This window comes from Bacteroides sp. 2_2_4, from assembly GCF_000157055.1.
In the GTDB taxonomy this organism is placed as follows: Bacteria; Bacteroidota; Bacteroidia; order Bacteroidales; family Bacteroidaceae; genus Bacteroides; species Bacteroides ovatus.
The window spans coordinates 131,158-146,245 of sequence record NZ_EQ973370.1; the positions used below are offsets into that span (position 1 = coordinate 131,158).

A 15,088-nucleotide genomic window follows, 5' to 3' on the forward strand; every position below is an offset into this window, starting at 1 on the left:
TAAATAAGTATGATGAAAATACCGAATATACGTTTACTCAACCAACAGTTATTAAGTCCTCTTTTCTTTCAACCCAAGGAACTTGTGTCCTGGATGGGAGCTATGCAGGCACAGAATTATTCCATGGTGAAATGGGCAGTAGGAATGCGTTTGAAGTCAGCAACGATTCAAACTGTGGAAAAAGCGCTCCGTGATGGTGAAATCCTGCGGACTCATGTAATGCGTCCGACATGGCATCTCGTAGCAGCAGAAGATATCCGGTGGATGTTGAAACTTTCCGCCGGGCGTATTATATCTGCTAATGAGTCTTATGCGAAGGGGCATGACTTGGAAATTTCTGAAGAGCTCTATACGAAAAGTCATAATCTGTTGGAGAAAATTCTTTGTGGGAAGAAAAGCCTGACGAGGCAGGAGATTGCCGAGCATTTTAACCGTTCGGGGATTGTAGCGGATAATCATCGTATGACCCGCTTTATGGCTCGTGCGGAGCAGGTGGGGATTGTATGTAGTGGGGAAGATAAAGGAAGTAAATGTACGTATGCGCTTTTGGAAGAGCGTGTTCCGCCGATGCCGGAATTGACCAAAGATGAATCTTTGGCTCGTTTGGCTAGAAGCTATTTTCGTAGTCATGCTCCTGCTGTTTTGCAAGATTTTGTCTGGTGGTCGGGGCTGCCTATTACAGATGCACGTCAAGCTATTTATTTGATTGATTCGGAATTAACGGCAGAAGAATGGAATGGACAGACATGGTATATTCATGAAGATTGCCGGACTCGTGGAAAAGTTACCGGCAGTTTGCATCTTCTTCCTTCTTATGATGAATATTTGCTTGGTTATAAAGACCGGACAGACGTTTTGCCTAAAGAGCATTACTCGAAAGCATTTACCAATAATGGTCTGTTTTATCCGATTGTTCTTCATGAAGGACAAGTGATAGGAAACTGGGATAAGTCTGTTAAAAAGAGAGGCTCATTGATAGAACATTCATGGTTCCGGTTGGATGATTGTGTTGATGAAGGTGCGTTGGATCGTGAGAAAGATAAGTATATACGGTTTTGGCGATAATATATGAAAAAACGTATATTTTATCGTTGTATAATTCCATATATGCAGGATATATTTAGGCATGAGTTGAAAATGAGAAGGATTTGCTGTTTTCGAATTTAGAAAAGAAATAAATCGATTGCGTTTTGGGACAATTTGTTTTAGTCTGTATTCTTTATAGAATAGATGTATAGAACTTGCCTTTGTTTTGTCTCAATTTGATATGTGGAGTGTTGGCTGTTTCAGGTGTAGGTTAGCTCTGGGATAGCACTTAAAATAAAGTTTTATATGCTCCTTTTAAAGGAATAAAGTGTTTCTCACCGATCAATGAGTCGTTCCTTTAAAAGGAACTGGTTATTCCTTTTAAAGAAACGATTGTCAATAAGTTTATTATAGTGTATCTTTTGACTGTTTTTATGTAAAAAACTCCTCGGGAACTGTATATTCTTGCATTGTTTTATACAACAGAACTGCTGGAAGAGGAAATCCGTGTGATGCTATTTATCCTCATCATATTAAAAATAGAACATTTAAAGTAAGATATACTACCACATTTATATTATAATAGAGCTTTCTCTCTATTTAAATAAATAGCATCAGGACTGATTTTATTTGTTCATTTGCCTTTTTGCCCATTCCAGTCTTCGTTGATCGGCTAATGGAGTCACTTTAAATTCTTCGAATGTAGCGGTGAACCCTTTCCCGTCCGGACAAGCTCCCATTAATCCTACCATGACAGGACAATTATCTTGCAACCAACACGTGCGCATCATAATATATTCTTTATCATCACGTGAGAAAAATATTTCTACTGCATCCAGGCGACGGACTGCTTTTATCCATATCGAACGGGGAGCATCCGGCAATTGTACTACACTCCAGTCGCTAGTCCGATGCGTAACTACGGCACTTACATTCTGTTTGCCATCAACGTATTCCACACCTGCTTTTATCCAGTTTTCATGGTCGATGCGCAGCATTAATCCCATTTGGTCAAAGGTGGTGACATAGTTGCCGGTTATCTTTACTTTGGCTTCAAATTCTCCACCATAAGTTGCATAATAGAAAGGTCCGTCGTCCACTGTGAACCCATAATGAGAAATCCTCCAAAAGTCTGTTTTTGCAGGAACATCCATCACTAAGGTTTTGCCATCTTTTATTTCCCATTGTTGAGGCTCGTTCAGCCAATTCATTTTATTCAAACTTTGTGCCATAGAAGAAGTTGTTACTGCCATAAAGGCTATTGACATCATTTTGATTTTTAAATGTTTCATGATCATTTCTTATTTGATTATCTTTGTGGTGCAAAGATAGGTCATACCTCCGTGTGCAACAATACTGAATAATAACCATTTTATAAGATGGACGTATTACAAAAGGAAATAGATGAAGTTTATGCGACACAACTGATAGCCGATGAAATATTGGACAATGGAGTTGTAGAGCAACATCAACGCTTTATTCATTCATTGACGGAGATTAATGGTGGATGTGCTGTTATTTCAGATCTTTCGAATAGGAAAAGTTACATTGCCGTTCATCCTTGGGCGCATTTTCTAGGCTTAACTTCCGAAGAAGCTGCTTTGAGTGTGATTGATTCTATGGATGAAGATTGTATTTATCGGCGTATTCATCCTGAAGACTTGGTAGAAAAGCGGTTATTGGAGTATCAGTTTTTTCAGAAGACCTTTTCGATGTCTTCCGAAGAACGGTTGAAGTACCGGGGAAGATGCAGAATACGTATGATGAATGAGAAAGGAGTCTATCAGTATATTGATAATTTAGTGCAGATTATGGAAAATACTCCTTCCGGAAGTGTATGGTTGATTTTTTGTCTTTATACCTTGTCTGCAGATCAACGAACGGAGCAGGGGATATATCCCACTATTACCCATATGGAACGTGGAGAGGTCGAAACGCTCTTTCTTTCGGAAGAACATCGTAATATCCTATCCGAACGTGAAAAGGAAATACTTCGCTGTATACGTAAAGGACTATCTAGTAAAGAAATTGCAGCTGCCCTTTATATTAGTGTGAATACAGTCAATCGACACCGGCAGAATATTTTGGAGAAACTCTCTGTCGGTAATTCGATAGAAGCGTGTCGGGCTGCTGAATTGATGAAACTGTTGGATTTGTAATCCAATAAGATGGCATTGTTTACTGATTTCTTTCTTCAGATTTGAAGCTTATCTGAAGAAAGAATAGAACTTATTTAAAACAAAAGCAGCAACTCATCAAATCTTTTCACCTGCTTCAGATGGTCATGTGTGAATGTGTCTACTACTTCATGTTTCCACATCACTTCAAAAGGAATATGTATGCCATATCCTCCCAGCGATAGAACAGGTTGAATGTCCGATTTCAGAGAATTGCCAATCATGACAAATTCGGAAGGATCAATCTGTAAGATATTCAACATTCGTTGATATTCTTTCTCTGTTTTATCGGACATCACTTCAATGTGATCGAAATAAGAGGCTAATCCGGAACGTTCCAGTTTATTCTCCTGATCGAGCAAATCTCCTTTAGTGGCAACTACTAATTTGTATTTTCCTTTCTCTTTCAATTCTTTAAGCGTTTCTTTTACTCCCGGCAATAGTTCAATAGGCATTTTCAGTAATGATTTGCCTAATTCAATAATATGTTGAATGTCTGTACCTGAAATCTTTTGTCCACTCACATGCAAAGCTGTCTCTACCATAGAAATGGTGAAGGCTTTGGCTCCATATCCGAGATACTTCAGATTATTCATTTCTGTTTGAAATAAAGCAGCTGAAATATGTTCAGAAGTGCCATAAGGCTTTAATAGGTCTGTATATTGTTTCTCTATTTCCTGGAAAAAAGGTTCATTGCTCCACAAGGTATCGTCTGCATCAAAAGCAATGACTTTAATAAGTTCTTTCATCGGTTTCGTCGTTAATGGTAAATTTTAGATCATCTGTTTGATATTTGCGCTGCAAAGTTACTACAAAAAAGTGAAATGCGGAAAGATATAGTGATAGAATTGAGTTACAAGGGTTTTGGTTGAAGTGGCGATAATCCGTGAAGCCATTACAATCCCTGCCGAAGCCAAATCCTGACGCCGCTACGTTACTTGTTCGTAACCATGCCCGAAAATGCGACAAACGGGTACGAATAGCGAAACAAGGCTCTAAGGAATAGTGAGTTATCCATAACTCATGCGAAAAATCAGGTTACGGAAAAAGATTGCGCCGTTCCTCCCCGTTTTGCGTACCAACACCGGACTCTTCACCAACTAATTTTGAAACCCAAAAATTAAGGACAATGAAGAGTACATTTTCAGTAATCTACTACCTCAAGCGTCAGGTAGTGAAAAAGGACGGGACAGTTCCCGTCATGGGACGCATCACGGTGGACGGCAGCCAGACACAGTTCAGCTGCAAACTGACTGTCGATCCGAAACTGTGGGACACCAAAGGTGGACGTGTCACGGGCAGAAGCACGGCGGCACTCGAAACGAACCGTATGCTTGACAAGATGCGGGTACGCATCAACAGGCATTATCAGGAAATCATGGAGCGTGACAACTTCGTCACGGCGGAGAAGGTGAAGAACGCCTTTCTCGGACTGGAACACCGCTACCACACGCTGATGCAGGTGTTCCGCCAGCACAACGAGGACTACGAGAAGCAGGTGGAGGCAGGCATGAAAGCCAAAGGCACGCTGCTGAAGTACCGCACCGTTTACAAGCACATGCAAGAGTTCCTCGACATCCGCTACCATGTGAAGGACATCGCCCTAAAAGAGCTTACCCCGGCTTTCATCTCCGACTTCGAGATGTTCCTGCGCACGGACAAGCACTGCTGCACCAATACCGTGTGGCTGTACGTCTGCCCGTTACGGACGATGGTATTCATCGCCATCAACAACGAGTGGCTGACGCGCGACCCGTTCCGCGAGTATGAAATCAAGAAGGAGGAAACAACACGCAGTTTCCTGACCAAAGATGAGATCCGCCTGCTGATGGAGGGGAAACTGAAAAACGCCAAACAGGAATTGTACCGCGACCTCTACCTGTTCTGCGCCTTCACGGGGCTGTCGTTCGCGGATATGCGCAACCTTACGGAAGAGAATATCCGCACCTACTTCGACGAACACGAGTGGATAAACATCAACCGCCAGAAAACGGGCGTGGTGTCCAACATCCGCCTGCTCGACATCGCCAACCGCATAATCGGCAAATACCGGGGACTGTGCGGGGACGGCAGGATATTTCCCGTTCCGCATTATAACACGTGCCTTGCCGGTATCCGTGCCGTCGCCAAGCGTTGCGGCATCACCAAGCATATCACGTGGCATCAGAGCCGCCACACGGCAGCCACGACGATATTCCTCTCCAACGGTGTTCCCATCGAAACGGTCAGCTCCATGCTCGGACACAAGAGCATAAAGACGACGCAGATTTACGCAAAGATAACCAAAGAGAAGCTCAATCAGGACATGGAGAACCTTGCCGCAAGATTGAACGGCGTCGAGGAATTTGCAGGTTGCACCATCTAAAAAGAAAAGCCATGAAACGTGACACAATCATCATCGAGGACAAGGCAGTCAGCGTAACCGGTAACGACGTGTGGATGACCGCCACCGAAATAGCCGGATTGTTCCATACGACCGTCCCGGCAGTGAACGCCGCCATCAGAGCCGTCCGCAAGTCGGACGTGCTGAACGACTACGAGGTGTGCCGCTACATGCAGCTTGAAAACGGGCTGCACGCGGACGTGTACGCCCTTGAAATCATCATCCCGGTCGCTTTCAGGGTGAATACCTACAACACCCACCTGTTCCGCACATGGCTGGTGGGAAAGGCACTCTCACAAGAGAAACGGCAGACATACGTGATGTTCATACAGAACGGAAAAGCCGGGTATTGCTGATTGCACATACCCCATAAGACAAGTAAACGGGTAGCACCACAAAAGGTGTCACCCGTTTACTTTTTCATGAAACCGCCTCACTCCAGCGGCTTGCGGTAGTTCGCTTCCAGTACCCCGCGCAGCCCCGTTTCCGGGTAAAGCACCTTCCCTCCCAAAAGTATGAAGGGCAACACGCGGTTGTTGCGGTATTCCTGCAAGGTGCGCCGGCTCACACGGAGCAGTTCCGACACCTCGCCGTCCGTCAGGTAACGTTCCCCGTCCAGCGGAGGACGGTAGCTTTCCAGAAATGCGGACAGCCATTTCGAGCCTTTGCGCATATCCTGCACCACAGAGGCTATCGGCTCGTCTTCCATCGTAAAAACATCGTTGTTCTCGTTCATCATAACTTCGGATTCAGTGGGTGAATAAATCAAATCATCTGCCGTGCGGATAGAGCGTGCCGACAAGCGGTATCAGCCGCTTCACCTCCTCTGGCTTGTAATAGAACCTGCGGTTTATCTGCGAGTAGCCGATAAGCCGCCTGTCACGCAGCGTCTGCAACGTGCGCGGGCTTATTCTCAACTGCCCGCAGACCTCCTCGCCCGTGAGCCATCTTTCCATGCGCCCCGTGTCGCTTTTGCGCCTCAGGGCGGCGACCTTCTCCGAGAGTGCGCCGAATGCCGCCACCATCATCTCGAAAGTCTTTTTCTCGATAGATACTATTTCCATATTCATGTCATTTAGAGTTTGCCGCAAAGGTAACGAAACGGCATACAAGACGTATCGTTTTCCGCTGAAAGGCTGCCTGTTGCGCCGTTTGACCGGGTTACGGAGCCATCTTCCGCAAAAATCTTACGTGAGTCACGTAGTGAGTTGTTAAAGCCCCTTTTGTTTATTGCCGAATTTTGTCGCAGAAACAAAAAGAAAGGACTGAACATGAAAGTGATAACAATGGAAAGTTCCGCCTACAAGGAGATGATGGCGCAGATTGCGAACATCGCAGGGTACATCCGCGAGGCAAGGGACGAGAAGAAACGGAAGCGGGAAACCGAAGACAAGCTGCTTGACACGGCACAGGCGGCGAAGATGCTCAACGTGAGCAAGCGCACCATGCAGCGTATGCGCACCGACCACCGTATCGAGTATGTGGTGGTACGCGGAAGCTGCCGCTACCGCCTTTCCGAGATACTGCGGCTATTGGAGGACAACACAGTAAGGAACGAGGAAGGGACAATAGACACCCTGTTCCACAACCACACGCTGCGCACGGGCGGCAAACCAAAAGGAAGGAGGACATAGGTCATGGAACTGCTCACACGAAACAACTTCGAGGGCTGGATGCAGAAGCTGATGGAACGGCTCGACCGTCAGGACGAACTGCTGCTGGCGATGAAGGCTGAGGGGAAACAGCCCACTATCACGGAAAGCATCCGCCTTTTCGACAATCAGGATTTGTGCATGTTGCTCCAGATAAGCAAACGCACCCTCCAACGCTACCGCAGCGTAGGCGCATTGCCCTACAAGACGCTGGGCAAGAAGACCTATTACAGCGAGGAGGACGTGCTGACATTCCTTTCCAACCATATCAAGGACTTCAAAAAGGAAGATATAGCCTTCTACAAGGCTCGTATCCATAATTTCTTTCATAAATAACCCATTAAAACATTTTTCAGATGGCAAAGAAAAAAGACGAAAAGGACGTGCTGGTAGTCCGTGACGAGAAGACAGGCGAGATCAGCGTGGTAGCCGGGCTGAACGCGGACGGCACACCCAAGCGCACCCCCGCAAAAGCGGAGAACGCGCAGAGTTTCCTGCAATTCGACCGACATGGCGACGTGCTGGACAACTTCTTCAAGAACTTCTTCCGGCAGTGCAAGGAACCCAGCCGCTTCGGTTTCTACCGCATTGCGGCAGACCAAGCTGAAAATCTCTTAGAGGTGATGAAGCAACTGCTGAAAGACCCCGAAGCGAACAAGGAGCTGCTCGCCCCTCACAAGGTGGACACCTCCGACTATGAGAAGAAGGTGCAGGAAGAGATGGCAGCACAACAGACAGAGAAACAAGAACCTCAAAAACAGGAGAACATGGAACAACGGAAAGAACAGCAACAGGACAAATCCGAACAGATGCAGGGCAAACGTGGCTACCAGCCCATCGACGAGAGTAAAATCAACTGGCAGGAGCTGGAGGACAGATGGGGCGTAAAGCGGGACAACCTTGAAAAGTCCGGCGACCTTACGAAGATGCTCAACTATGGCAAGTCCGACTTGGTAAAGGTCAAACCGACCTTCGGCGGCGAATCATTCGAGCTGGACGCCCGCCTCTCCTTCAAGAAGGACGGTGAGGGAAACATCAGCCTCGTGCCGCACTTCATCCGCAAGGAGCAGAAGCTGGATGAGTACAAGGAACACAAATTCTCCGACAATGACCGGAAGAACCTCCGCGAAACGGGCAATCTCGGTAGGGTCGTGGACATTGTGGACAGGGAAACGGGCGAGATCATCCCCTCCTACATCAGCATCGACCGCAAGACGAATGAAATCACGGACATTCCGGCAAGCAGGGTGCGCATCCCGGAGCGCATCGGCAAGACGGAAATCACCACGCAGGAGCGGGACATGCTCCGCGCCGGACTGCCCGTACGCGACAAGCTCATCGAGCGCAACGACGGCAGAAAGTTCGTCACCACCCTGCAAGTGAACGTGGAGCAGCGCGGCGTGGAGTTCGTGCCGGGAACCGGCAAGTCGCCCCGTACCGCACAGACACAGGAAACCAAAGGCGACACATCGAAAAGTCAGGCGCAGGGCGGGGAAAATGCCGCACAGACCAAGAAGGAGCAACGCCGCAACACGTGGACGAACGAGGACGGCAGCATCCGCCCCATCAGCAAATGGAGCGGCGTGAGCTTCACCGACCAGCAGAAAGCCGACTATGTGGCGGGTAAAGCCGTGAAGCTGGAGAACGTGACCGACAAGCAGGGCTTCCATGCCACGATGTATATCAAGTTCAACCCGGAGAAGGGACGCCCGTACCGCTACGACACGAACCCTGACAATGCACAGCAGGTTGCTCCGTCCAACGAGAGCCGCACGCAGGTGGCGGTGAACAACGATGGCAAGACCAACGAGGCTACAAAGAATCTGAGAGAGCCGTTGCAGAAAGGTCAGACCAACCCGAAGGACGCCCGCCAGCAACAGCAGCAGGAGAAGCCGCAGAAGAAAACGGGCAAGGGCATGAAAATGTAATCCCGTGTCCGCCACTGAATCCAAAATAAAATCCAAAGTATCAACAAAAAAGAAGAAGACATGAAGACAATCATTGCAGAAAAGCCCTCCGTGGCACGTGAAATCGCCCGCATCGTGGGCGCGACAAAGAGAGAGGAAGGATATTTCGAGGGAGGCGGTTATGCCGTGACATGGGCATTCGGACACCTCGTTCAGCTTGCCATGCCCGACGGCTACGGCGTGCGCGGATTTGTCCGTGACAACCTCCCGATTATTCCCGACACATTCACGCTCGTCCCCCGTCAGGTCAGGACGGAGAAAGGTTACAAGCCCGACAGCGGCGTGGTGTCGCAGATAAAAGTCATCAAAAGACTGTTCGACACAAGCGAACATATCATCGTGGCGACCGATGCCGGACGCGAGGGAGAGCTTATCTTCCGCTACCTCTACCACTATACGGGTTGCACCACTCCTTTCGTGCGCCTGTGGATCAGCTCTCTCACCGACAAAGCTATCCGCGAGGGACTGCGGAAACTCGAAGACGGCAGCAAATACGACAACCTCTACCTCGCCGCCAAAGCGCGGAGCGAATCCGACTGGCTCGTGGGCATCAACGGCACACAGGCGTTATCCATCGCCGCCGGACACGGCACGTATTCCGTGGGGCGGGTGCAGACACCAACGTTGGCTATGGTATGTGAACGCTACTGGGAGAACCGCCGCTTTACGTCCGAAGCATTCTGGCAGCTCCATATCGCAACGGACGGTTGCGACGGCGAAGTCGTGAAATTCTCATCCTCCGAGAAATGGAAAGAGAAAGAACCGGCGATGGAACTATATAATAAGGTAAAGGCGGCAGGTTGCGCCACTGTCACGAAAGCCGAGCGCAAGGAGAAGACGGAGGAAACTCCCTTGCTCTACGACCTGACCACGCTCCAGAAAGAAGCCAACGCCAAGCACGGCTTCACGGCGGAACAGACGCTTGAAATCGCGCAGAAACTCTACGAAAAGAAGTTGATAACCTATCCGAGAACGGGAAGCCGCTACATCCCCGAAGACGTGTTTGCCGAAATTCCCAAACTGCTCGCTTTCATCGGCACACAGCCCGAATGGAAAGACAAGGTGCGGGCAAAAGCCGCCCCGACACGCCGCAGCGTGGACGACGGCAAGGTGACAGACCACCATGCCCTGCTCGTCACGGGTGAGAAACCGCTCTTCCTCTCCAAAGAGGACAATACCATCTATCAGATGATTGCCGGGCGCATGGTCGAGGCATTCTCTGAGAAATGCGTCAAGGATGTGACCACTGTCACGGCGGAATGTGCCGGAGTGGAGTTTACCGTAAAAGGCAGCGTCGTGAAGCAAACCGGATGGCGTGCCGTCTATGGCGAGGAAAAAGAGGAAATTACCATCCCCGGCTGGCAGGAAGGCGACACGCTGACACCGAAAGGCTCGTCCATTACCGAAGGAAAGACCAAACCCAAGCCGCTGCATACCGAAGCCACCCTGCTCTCGGCAATGGAAACGGCGGGCAAGGAAATTGAGGACGACGCACTGCGGCAGGCGATGAAGGACTGTGGCATCGGTACTCCCGCCACACGCGCCTCCATCATCGAAACGCTTTTCAAGCGCGGTTACATGGAACGCTGCAAGAAGTCGCTTGTTCCCACCGAAAAAGGACTTGCCCTCAATTCCGTCGTCAAGACGATGCGCATCGCCGATGTTGCCATGACGGGCGAATGGGAAAAGGAGCTGGCGCGTATCGAGCGCGGGGAACTGTCCGACGACACCTTCCGCAAGGAGATAGAGGCGTACACACGTGAGATAACCTCCGAACTGATCTCGTGCGACAAGCTCTTCGGCAGCCGTGACTCCGGCTGCGCGTGTCCCAAGTGTGGCACGGGCAGGATGCGGTTCTACGGCAAGGTGGTACGCTGCGACAACACGGAGTGCGGACTGCCCGTGTTCCGGCTGAAAGCGGGACGCACCCTGTCCGACGATGAAATCAAAGACCTGCTCACCGAAGGGCATACCAAGCTGCTCAAAGGGTTCAAGAGCAAACAGGGCAAGAGTTTCGATGCTGTTGTCGCCTTTGACGGGGAATATAACACGACTTTTGTGTTCCCGGAGGCTAAAAAGGACAAGAAATTTTCAGGACGGAAGAAATAGTATTAACTTTGCCACTTGTTCAGAGTAATGAATTGTTCTTCGATACCGGATTACACTCATACTTTGGATTTAGTGGTGGCACTCGGAGGGATACCGAGTGCCTTTTTCTTCCTTTTTCCAACCGATTATCCCGTTAATTATCAATCCGCTAAATCCAAAGTAATGAACAACAAGAAGAAAAACGAGGGTCAGACCGACTTTTCCTATTACGGTCTGTACCTGCTGGACTATCTCCGCACGAACAAGTTTGAACAGGCTGACGACACCGCTTTCATACGGGAACGGGCCGACCGTGCCGCCGAAACGTATGAGAGGGCACGGCTTGAAGGCTATCCCGCCGATGGTGCGCAGGAACTGGCGATGGACACGCTGCTGCGCGGGCTGCATTATTCCCGTTACGCCATCCTCCGCGAAGTCGTGGAAAACGAGTTTGCCGATGAAGTGCCGGAAGAGAAGCGTGAAGCCTTTGTCCTGAAACTGCTGCCGCTTGTCGGCAACGTGTTCTCCGTCTATGACCTCTCGGATGACAATTTCGCCCTGTCTTCCGATTACGACCTGCTCTACACGGAGCTGACGGGAGCAACCGTCCTTTACTTAGACGAATATGGCGTTTAACCGCAAACAGAAACTGCGGGACAACATCGAGGCGATACGGACGGCATTCATCCTTGACAGGGAAAATAGGACAGCGACAACCGAAGAGCGTGCCATACTTCAAAGGTACTGCGGTTTCGGCGGTCTGAAATGTATCCTCAACCCTGCAAAGGAACTGACGGATGCCGTCCGGTGGGCGAAATCCGACCTCGAACTGTTCGCCCCGACGGTGGAGCTGCACAGGCTTATCCGTGAGAACAGCAAGGACGAAACAGAGTACAAGCGGTTTGTGGATTCGCTGAAAGCGTCCGTGCTGACCGCTTTCTACACCCCCAAAGAGATAACCGACACCATCGCGGACGTGCTGGCAGATTACAGCGTCCGCCCCGCCCGTATGCTCGAACCGTCGGCAGGTGTCGGCGTGTTCGTGGATTCCATGCTGCGGCACAGCCCCAATGCGGATGTGATGGCTTTCGAGAAGGATCTGCTCACGGGTACAATCTTGAGGCATCTCTATCCCGACCAGAAAATGCGCACCTGCGGTTTTGAGAAAATCGAAAGACCGTTCAACAATTATTTCGACTTGGCGGTGTCCAACATTCCGTTCGGTGACATTGCCGTGTTCGACGCGGAGTTTCAGCGGAGCGACTCTTTCGGCAGACGCTCCGCCCAGAAAACCATCCACAACTATTTCTTTCTCAAAGGACTGGATGCCGTGCGTGACGGCGGTATCGTGGCGTTCATCACCTCGCAAGGGGTATTGAATAGCACCAAGACCTCCGTGCGTAACGAGCTGTTCAGTCAGGCCAATCTGGTATCCGCGATACGCCTGCCCAACAACCTGTTCACGGACAACGCGGGCACGGAGGTGGGCAGTGACCTGATTGTCCTGCAAAAGAACCTCAGCAAGAAGGAAATGTCGCAGGACGAGCGGCTGATGACCGTGATACAGACGGACACGAAAACCGCCCTGACCGACAACGCCTATTTCATCCACCACCCGGAACGCATCGTGCATACGATGGCGAAACTTGACACAGACCCCTACGGGAAGCCCGCTATGGTTTATCTGCACGAGGGCAAGGCAGCAGGCATCGCCGGGGATTTGCGCCGTATGCTCGACGAGGATTTCCATTACAGGCTTGCCATGCGCTTGTATTCGGGTTCAATCCGGCAGGCAGGAACGGAAGAAAAAGTTGCCGTTCAAAATAAAGTAGAGCGTCCTGCCATAAAATTGGAAACAGTATCCTCGGCGCAGACGGTGGAAACTCCGACAGAAAAGCCGCAACCCGCAGATGAAAAGCCGGAGATAGAACCGCGCCCGCAATATTCCGCAGGCGTGCAGCTCACCCTGCTTGACCTCTGGGGGATGACGGAAGAGGTCAGCCAACCGAAAACCTCCAAAAAGAAAAAGACGGTGAAAAAGGCAGTTACGGCAAAGTCCACTCCGCCCAAACCGAAAGTCACGGTTACACCGACAGCTCCAACTGCAAAACCCGCAATGGAGAATAAGGAGGTGAAAGCGGAGAACACCGCCAAGCCTGCCGACCCGGACGACATCTATGCCACACTGGACTGGGATACCAATCCTCCCATCAACGGTTTCTATGAAATGATGATGGGTTTGACGCCGGAGCGTAGGAAAGAACTTCGGGAACTGGCAAGGCAGCATAACGAGAAACAAGTGGCGGAAAAGACGGAAGTGAAAGCCGTGCCGGAAACTTCCCGTGAGCAGCCACGACAGGAGGAAACACAGCCGGAGGCAGTCGCCGCACCTGCCGTTACAGATACCCCATCGGAAGCGGTGGGGACTTTCCTTTTCCCCGACATCGAAGCGGAAAAGCCGAAGGAGGAAGTCGTGGACCTTTCTCCGCGTGCCTACCACCGCACGCCGGAGATGCACCTGCGCGAAGGGTCGCTGGTGGCTGACCGGGGGCGTCATAACATCGGCTACCTGAAAGACATCACGCCATACGGGGCGACATTCCAGCCGCTCGACCTGAAAGGATACCAGAAGGAAAAGGCGTTGTTGTATGTGTCGCTGCGTGACGCCTACGAGCGTCTGTACCGTTATGAATCGCTCCGGCGCGAGGCAAATGTTCCGTGGCGAGAGCATCTGAATACCTGTTACGATGAGTTTGTCATGCGCTACGGCAACCTCAACGCCAAGCAGAACGTGAAGTTAGTGATGATGGATGCGGGCGGGCGCGACATCCTTTCGCTGGAACGGATGGAAAACGGAAAGTTCGTCAAGGCGGACATCTTCGAGCATCCTGTTTCCTTCGCGGTGGAGAGCCATGCCAACGTAGGCTCTCCCGAAGAAGCCCTGTCTGCGTCGCTCAACAAATATGGTACGGTCAATCTCGACTATATGCGGGAGATAACCGACAGCACGGCGGAGGATTTGCTCACTGCCCTGCAAGGGCGCATCTACTACAATCCGCTCGTGACCGGTTACGAAATCAAAGACCGTTTCATCGCCGGAAATGTCATAGAGAAAGCGGAACGCATAGAGGCATGGATGGGTGACAATCCCGAAAATGAGCGTATGCCGGAGGTGAAGCAGGCGTTGGAGGCTCTGAAAGATGCCGAGCCGCAGCGCATCGCCTTCGAGGATCTGGACTTCAATTTCGGGGAACGCTGGATTCCGACGGGTGTCTATGCCGCCTACATGAGCCGGCTGTTCGACACGGAGGTGAAAATCGCCTATTCCGCAAGCATGGACGAGTTTTCGGTGGTGTGCGGCTACCGCACCATGAAAATCACGGACGAGTTTCTGGTGAAGGGGTATTACCGGAACTATGACGGTATGCACCTCCTAAAACACGCCCTGCACAACACCTGCCCTGACATGATGAAGTCCATCGGCAAGGACGAGCATGGCAACGACATCAAGATGCGCGACAGCGAGGGAATACAACTCGCCAACGCCAAGATTGACGAGATACGAAACGGCTTCTCCGAATGGCTCGAAGAGCAGTCGCCGCAGTTCAAGGAGCGGCTTGTGACGATGTATAACCGCAAGTTCAACTGTTTCGTGCGCCCGCGCTACGACGGCTCCCATCAGACCTTTCCCGACCTCAACCTGAAAGGGCTGGCAAGCCGGGGTATCAAGAGCGTCTATCCCTCACAGATGGATTGCGTCTGGATGTTGAAACAGAACGGCGGCGGAATTTGCGA

General features: G+C 50.3%; 14 protein-coding genes. 10 read left to right on the plus strand and 4 right to left on the minus strand.

Features of this window, described 5'->3' with window-relative positions; genetic code table 11:
- The first annotated feature begins 12 nt into the window (after positions 1-12).
- Entirely contained in the window at positions 13-1,065 is a 1,053-nt protein-coding gene (locus BSCG_RS03360; RefSeq protein WP_004307951.1) for a winged helix DNA-binding domain-containing protein, read from the plus strand.
- A 587-nt stretch (positions 1,066-1,652) separates the two neighbouring features.
- Here BSCG_RS03360 and BSCG_RS03355 read toward each other — a convergent pair.
- Entirely contained in the window at positions 1,653-2,324 is a 672-nt protein-coding gene (locus BSCG_RS03355) for a DUF1349 domain-containing protein (protein WP_225472708.1), read from the minus strand.
- A gap of 81 nt (positions 2,325-2,405) precedes the next feature.
- On the opposite strand from BSCG_RS03355, the gene BSCG_RS03350 reads away from it, so the two are divergent.
- Entirely contained in the window at positions 2,406-3,185 is a 780-nt protein-coding gene (locus BSCG_RS03350; protein ID WP_008777264.1) for a response regulator transcription factor, read from the plus strand.
- 74 nt (positions 3,186-3,259) lie between these two features.
- Here BSCG_RS03350 and BSCG_RS03345 read toward each other — a convergent pair whose 3' ends face one another.
- Complete coding sequence (locus tag BSCG_RS03345; protein ID WP_008777265.1) at positions 3,260-3,952, minus strand: HAD family hydrolase; 693 nt, start codon at positions 3,950-3,952, stop codon at positions 3,260-3,262.
- Positions 3,953-4,332: 380 nt separating this feature from the next.
- Between BSCG_RS03345 and BSCG_RS03340 the strand changes: the two genes are divergently transcribed.
- Together BSCG_RS03340 and BSCG_RS03335 are read left to right on the plus strand one after the other, a co-directional pair.
- Positions 4,333-5,568, plus strand: a complete 1,236-nt coding sequence (locus BSCG_RS03340; protein ID WP_004291422.1) for a site-specific integrase — start codon at positions 4,333-4,335, stop codon at positions 5,566-5,568.
- Between the two features lie 11 nt (positions 5,569-5,579).
- Entirely contained in the window at positions 5,580-5,942 is a 363-nt protein-coding gene (locus BSCG_RS03335) for a hypothetical protein (protein WP_004291423.1), read from the plus strand.
- A 77-nt stretch (positions 5,943-6,019) separates the two neighbouring features.
- Here the strand turns inward: BSCG_RS03335 and BSCG_RS03330 are convergent, their stop codons facing one another.
- Together BSCG_RS03330 and BSCG_RS03325 are read right to left on the minus strand one after the other, a co-directional pair.
- On the minus strand, positions 6,020-6,325 hold the full coding sequence (locus BSCG_RS03330; RefSeq protein ID WP_004291424.1) for a helix-turn-helix domain-containing protein: 306 nt from the start codon (positions 6,323-6,325) through the stop codon (positions 6,020-6,022).
- A 31-nt stretch (positions 6,326-6,356) separates the two neighbouring features.
- Positions 6,357-6,656, minus strand: coding sequence for a helix-turn-helix domain-containing protein (locus BSCG_RS03325; RefSeq protein WP_004291426.1), 300 nt, complete (start codon positions 6,654-6,656; stop codon positions 6,357-6,359).
- Positions 6,657-6,857: 201 nt separating this feature from the next.
- On the opposite strand from BSCG_RS03325, the gene BSCG_RS03320 reads away from it, so the two are divergent.
- From BSCG_RS03320 to BSCG_RS03295, 6 genes are all read left to right on the plus strand, one after another.
- Entirely contained in the window at positions 6,858-7,220 is a 363-nt protein-coding gene (locus BSCG_RS03320; RefSeq protein ID WP_004304264.1) for a helix-turn-helix domain-containing protein, read from the plus strand.
- 3 nt (positions 7,221-7,223) lie between these two features.
- Positions 7,224-7,574 (plus strand): helix-turn-helix domain-containing protein, encoded by a 351-nt coding sequence (locus BSCG_RS03315; protein ID WP_004291454.1) that lies wholly within the window; start codon positions 7,224-7,226, stop codon positions 7,572-7,574.
- 20 nt (positions 7,575-7,594) lie between these two features.
- Positions 7,595-9,166: a DUF3945 domain-containing protein gene (locus BSCG_RS03310; protein ID WP_004291455.1), complete on the plus strand. Its 1,572-nt coding sequence runs from the start codon at positions 7,595-7,597 to the stop codon at positions 9,164-9,166.
- 60 nt (positions 9,167-9,226) lie between these two features.
- Positions 9,227-11,314, plus strand: a complete 2,088-nt coding sequence (gene topB, locus BSCG_RS03305) for a type IA DNA topoisomerase (RefSeq protein ID WP_004291456.1) — start codon at positions 9,227-9,229, stop codon at positions 11,312-11,314.
- Positions 11,315-11,476: 162 nt separating this feature from the next.
- On the plus strand, positions 11,477-11,929 hold the full coding sequence (locus tag BSCG_RS03300; protein WP_004304266.1) for a DUF1896 domain-containing protein: 453 nt from the start codon (positions 11,477-11,479) through the stop codon (positions 11,927-11,929).
- A partial coding sequence (locus tag BSCG_RS03295; protein ID WP_008777267.1) for an N-6 DNA methylase occupies positions 11,919-15,088 on the plus strand: 3,170 nt, incomplete at its 3' end. The genes BSCG_RS03300 and BSCG_RS03295, both read left to right, overlap by 11 nt.

Bases quoted from the DNA above. Each gene is read 5' to 3' on its own strand.
- BSCG_RS03360 (WP_004307951.1), top strand. From the start codon at position 13: ATGAAAATACCGAATATACGTTTACTCAACCAACAGTTATTAAGTCCT.
- BSCG_RS03315 (WP_004291454.1), top strand. From the start codon at position 7,224: ATGGAACTGCTCACACGAAACAACTTCGAGGGCTGGATGCAGAAGCTG.
- BSCG_RS03310 (WP_004291455.1), top strand. From the start codon at position 7,595: ATGGCAAAGAAAAAAGACGAAAAGGACGTGCTGGTAGTCCGTGACGAG.
- BSCG_RS03350 (WP_008777264.1), top strand. From the start codon at position 2,406: ATGGACGTATTACAAAAGGAAATAGATGAAGTTTATGCGACACAACTG.
- BSCG_RS03325 (WP_004291426.1), bottom strand. From the start codon at position 6,656: ATGAATATGGAAATAGTATCTATCGAGAAAAAGACTTTCGAGATGATG.
- BSCG_RS03355 (WP_225472708.1), bottom strand. From the start codon at position 2,324: ATGATCATGAAACATTTAAAAATCAAAATGATGTCAATAGCCTTTATG.
- BSCG_RS03300 (WP_004304266.1), top strand. From the start codon at position 11,477: ATGAACAACAAGAAGAAAAACGAGGGTCAGACCGACTTTTCCTATTAC.
- topB (WP_004291456.1), top strand. From the start codon at position 9,227: ATGAAGACAATCATTGCAGAAAAGCCCTCCGTGGCACGTGAAATCGCC.
- BSCG_RS03345 (WP_008777265.1), bottom strand. From the start codon at position 3,952: ATGAAAGAACTTATTAAAGTCATTGCTTTTGATGCAGACGATACCTTG.
- BSCG_RS03335 (WP_004291423.1), top strand. From the start codon at position 5,580: ATGAAACGTGACACAATCATCATCGAGGACAAGGCAGTCAGCGTAACC.
- BSCG_RS03320 (WP_004304264.1), top strand. From the start codon at position 6,858: ATGAAAGTGATAACAATGGAAAGTTCCGCCTACAAGGAGATGATGGCG.
- BSCG_RS03340 (WP_004291422.1), top strand. From the start codon at position 4,333: ATGAAGAGTACATTTTCAGTAATCTACTACCTCAAGCGTCAGGTAGTG.
- BSCG_RS03330 (WP_004291424.1), bottom strand. From the start codon at position 6,325: ATGATGAACGAGAACAACGATGTTTTTACGATGGAAGACGAGCCGATA.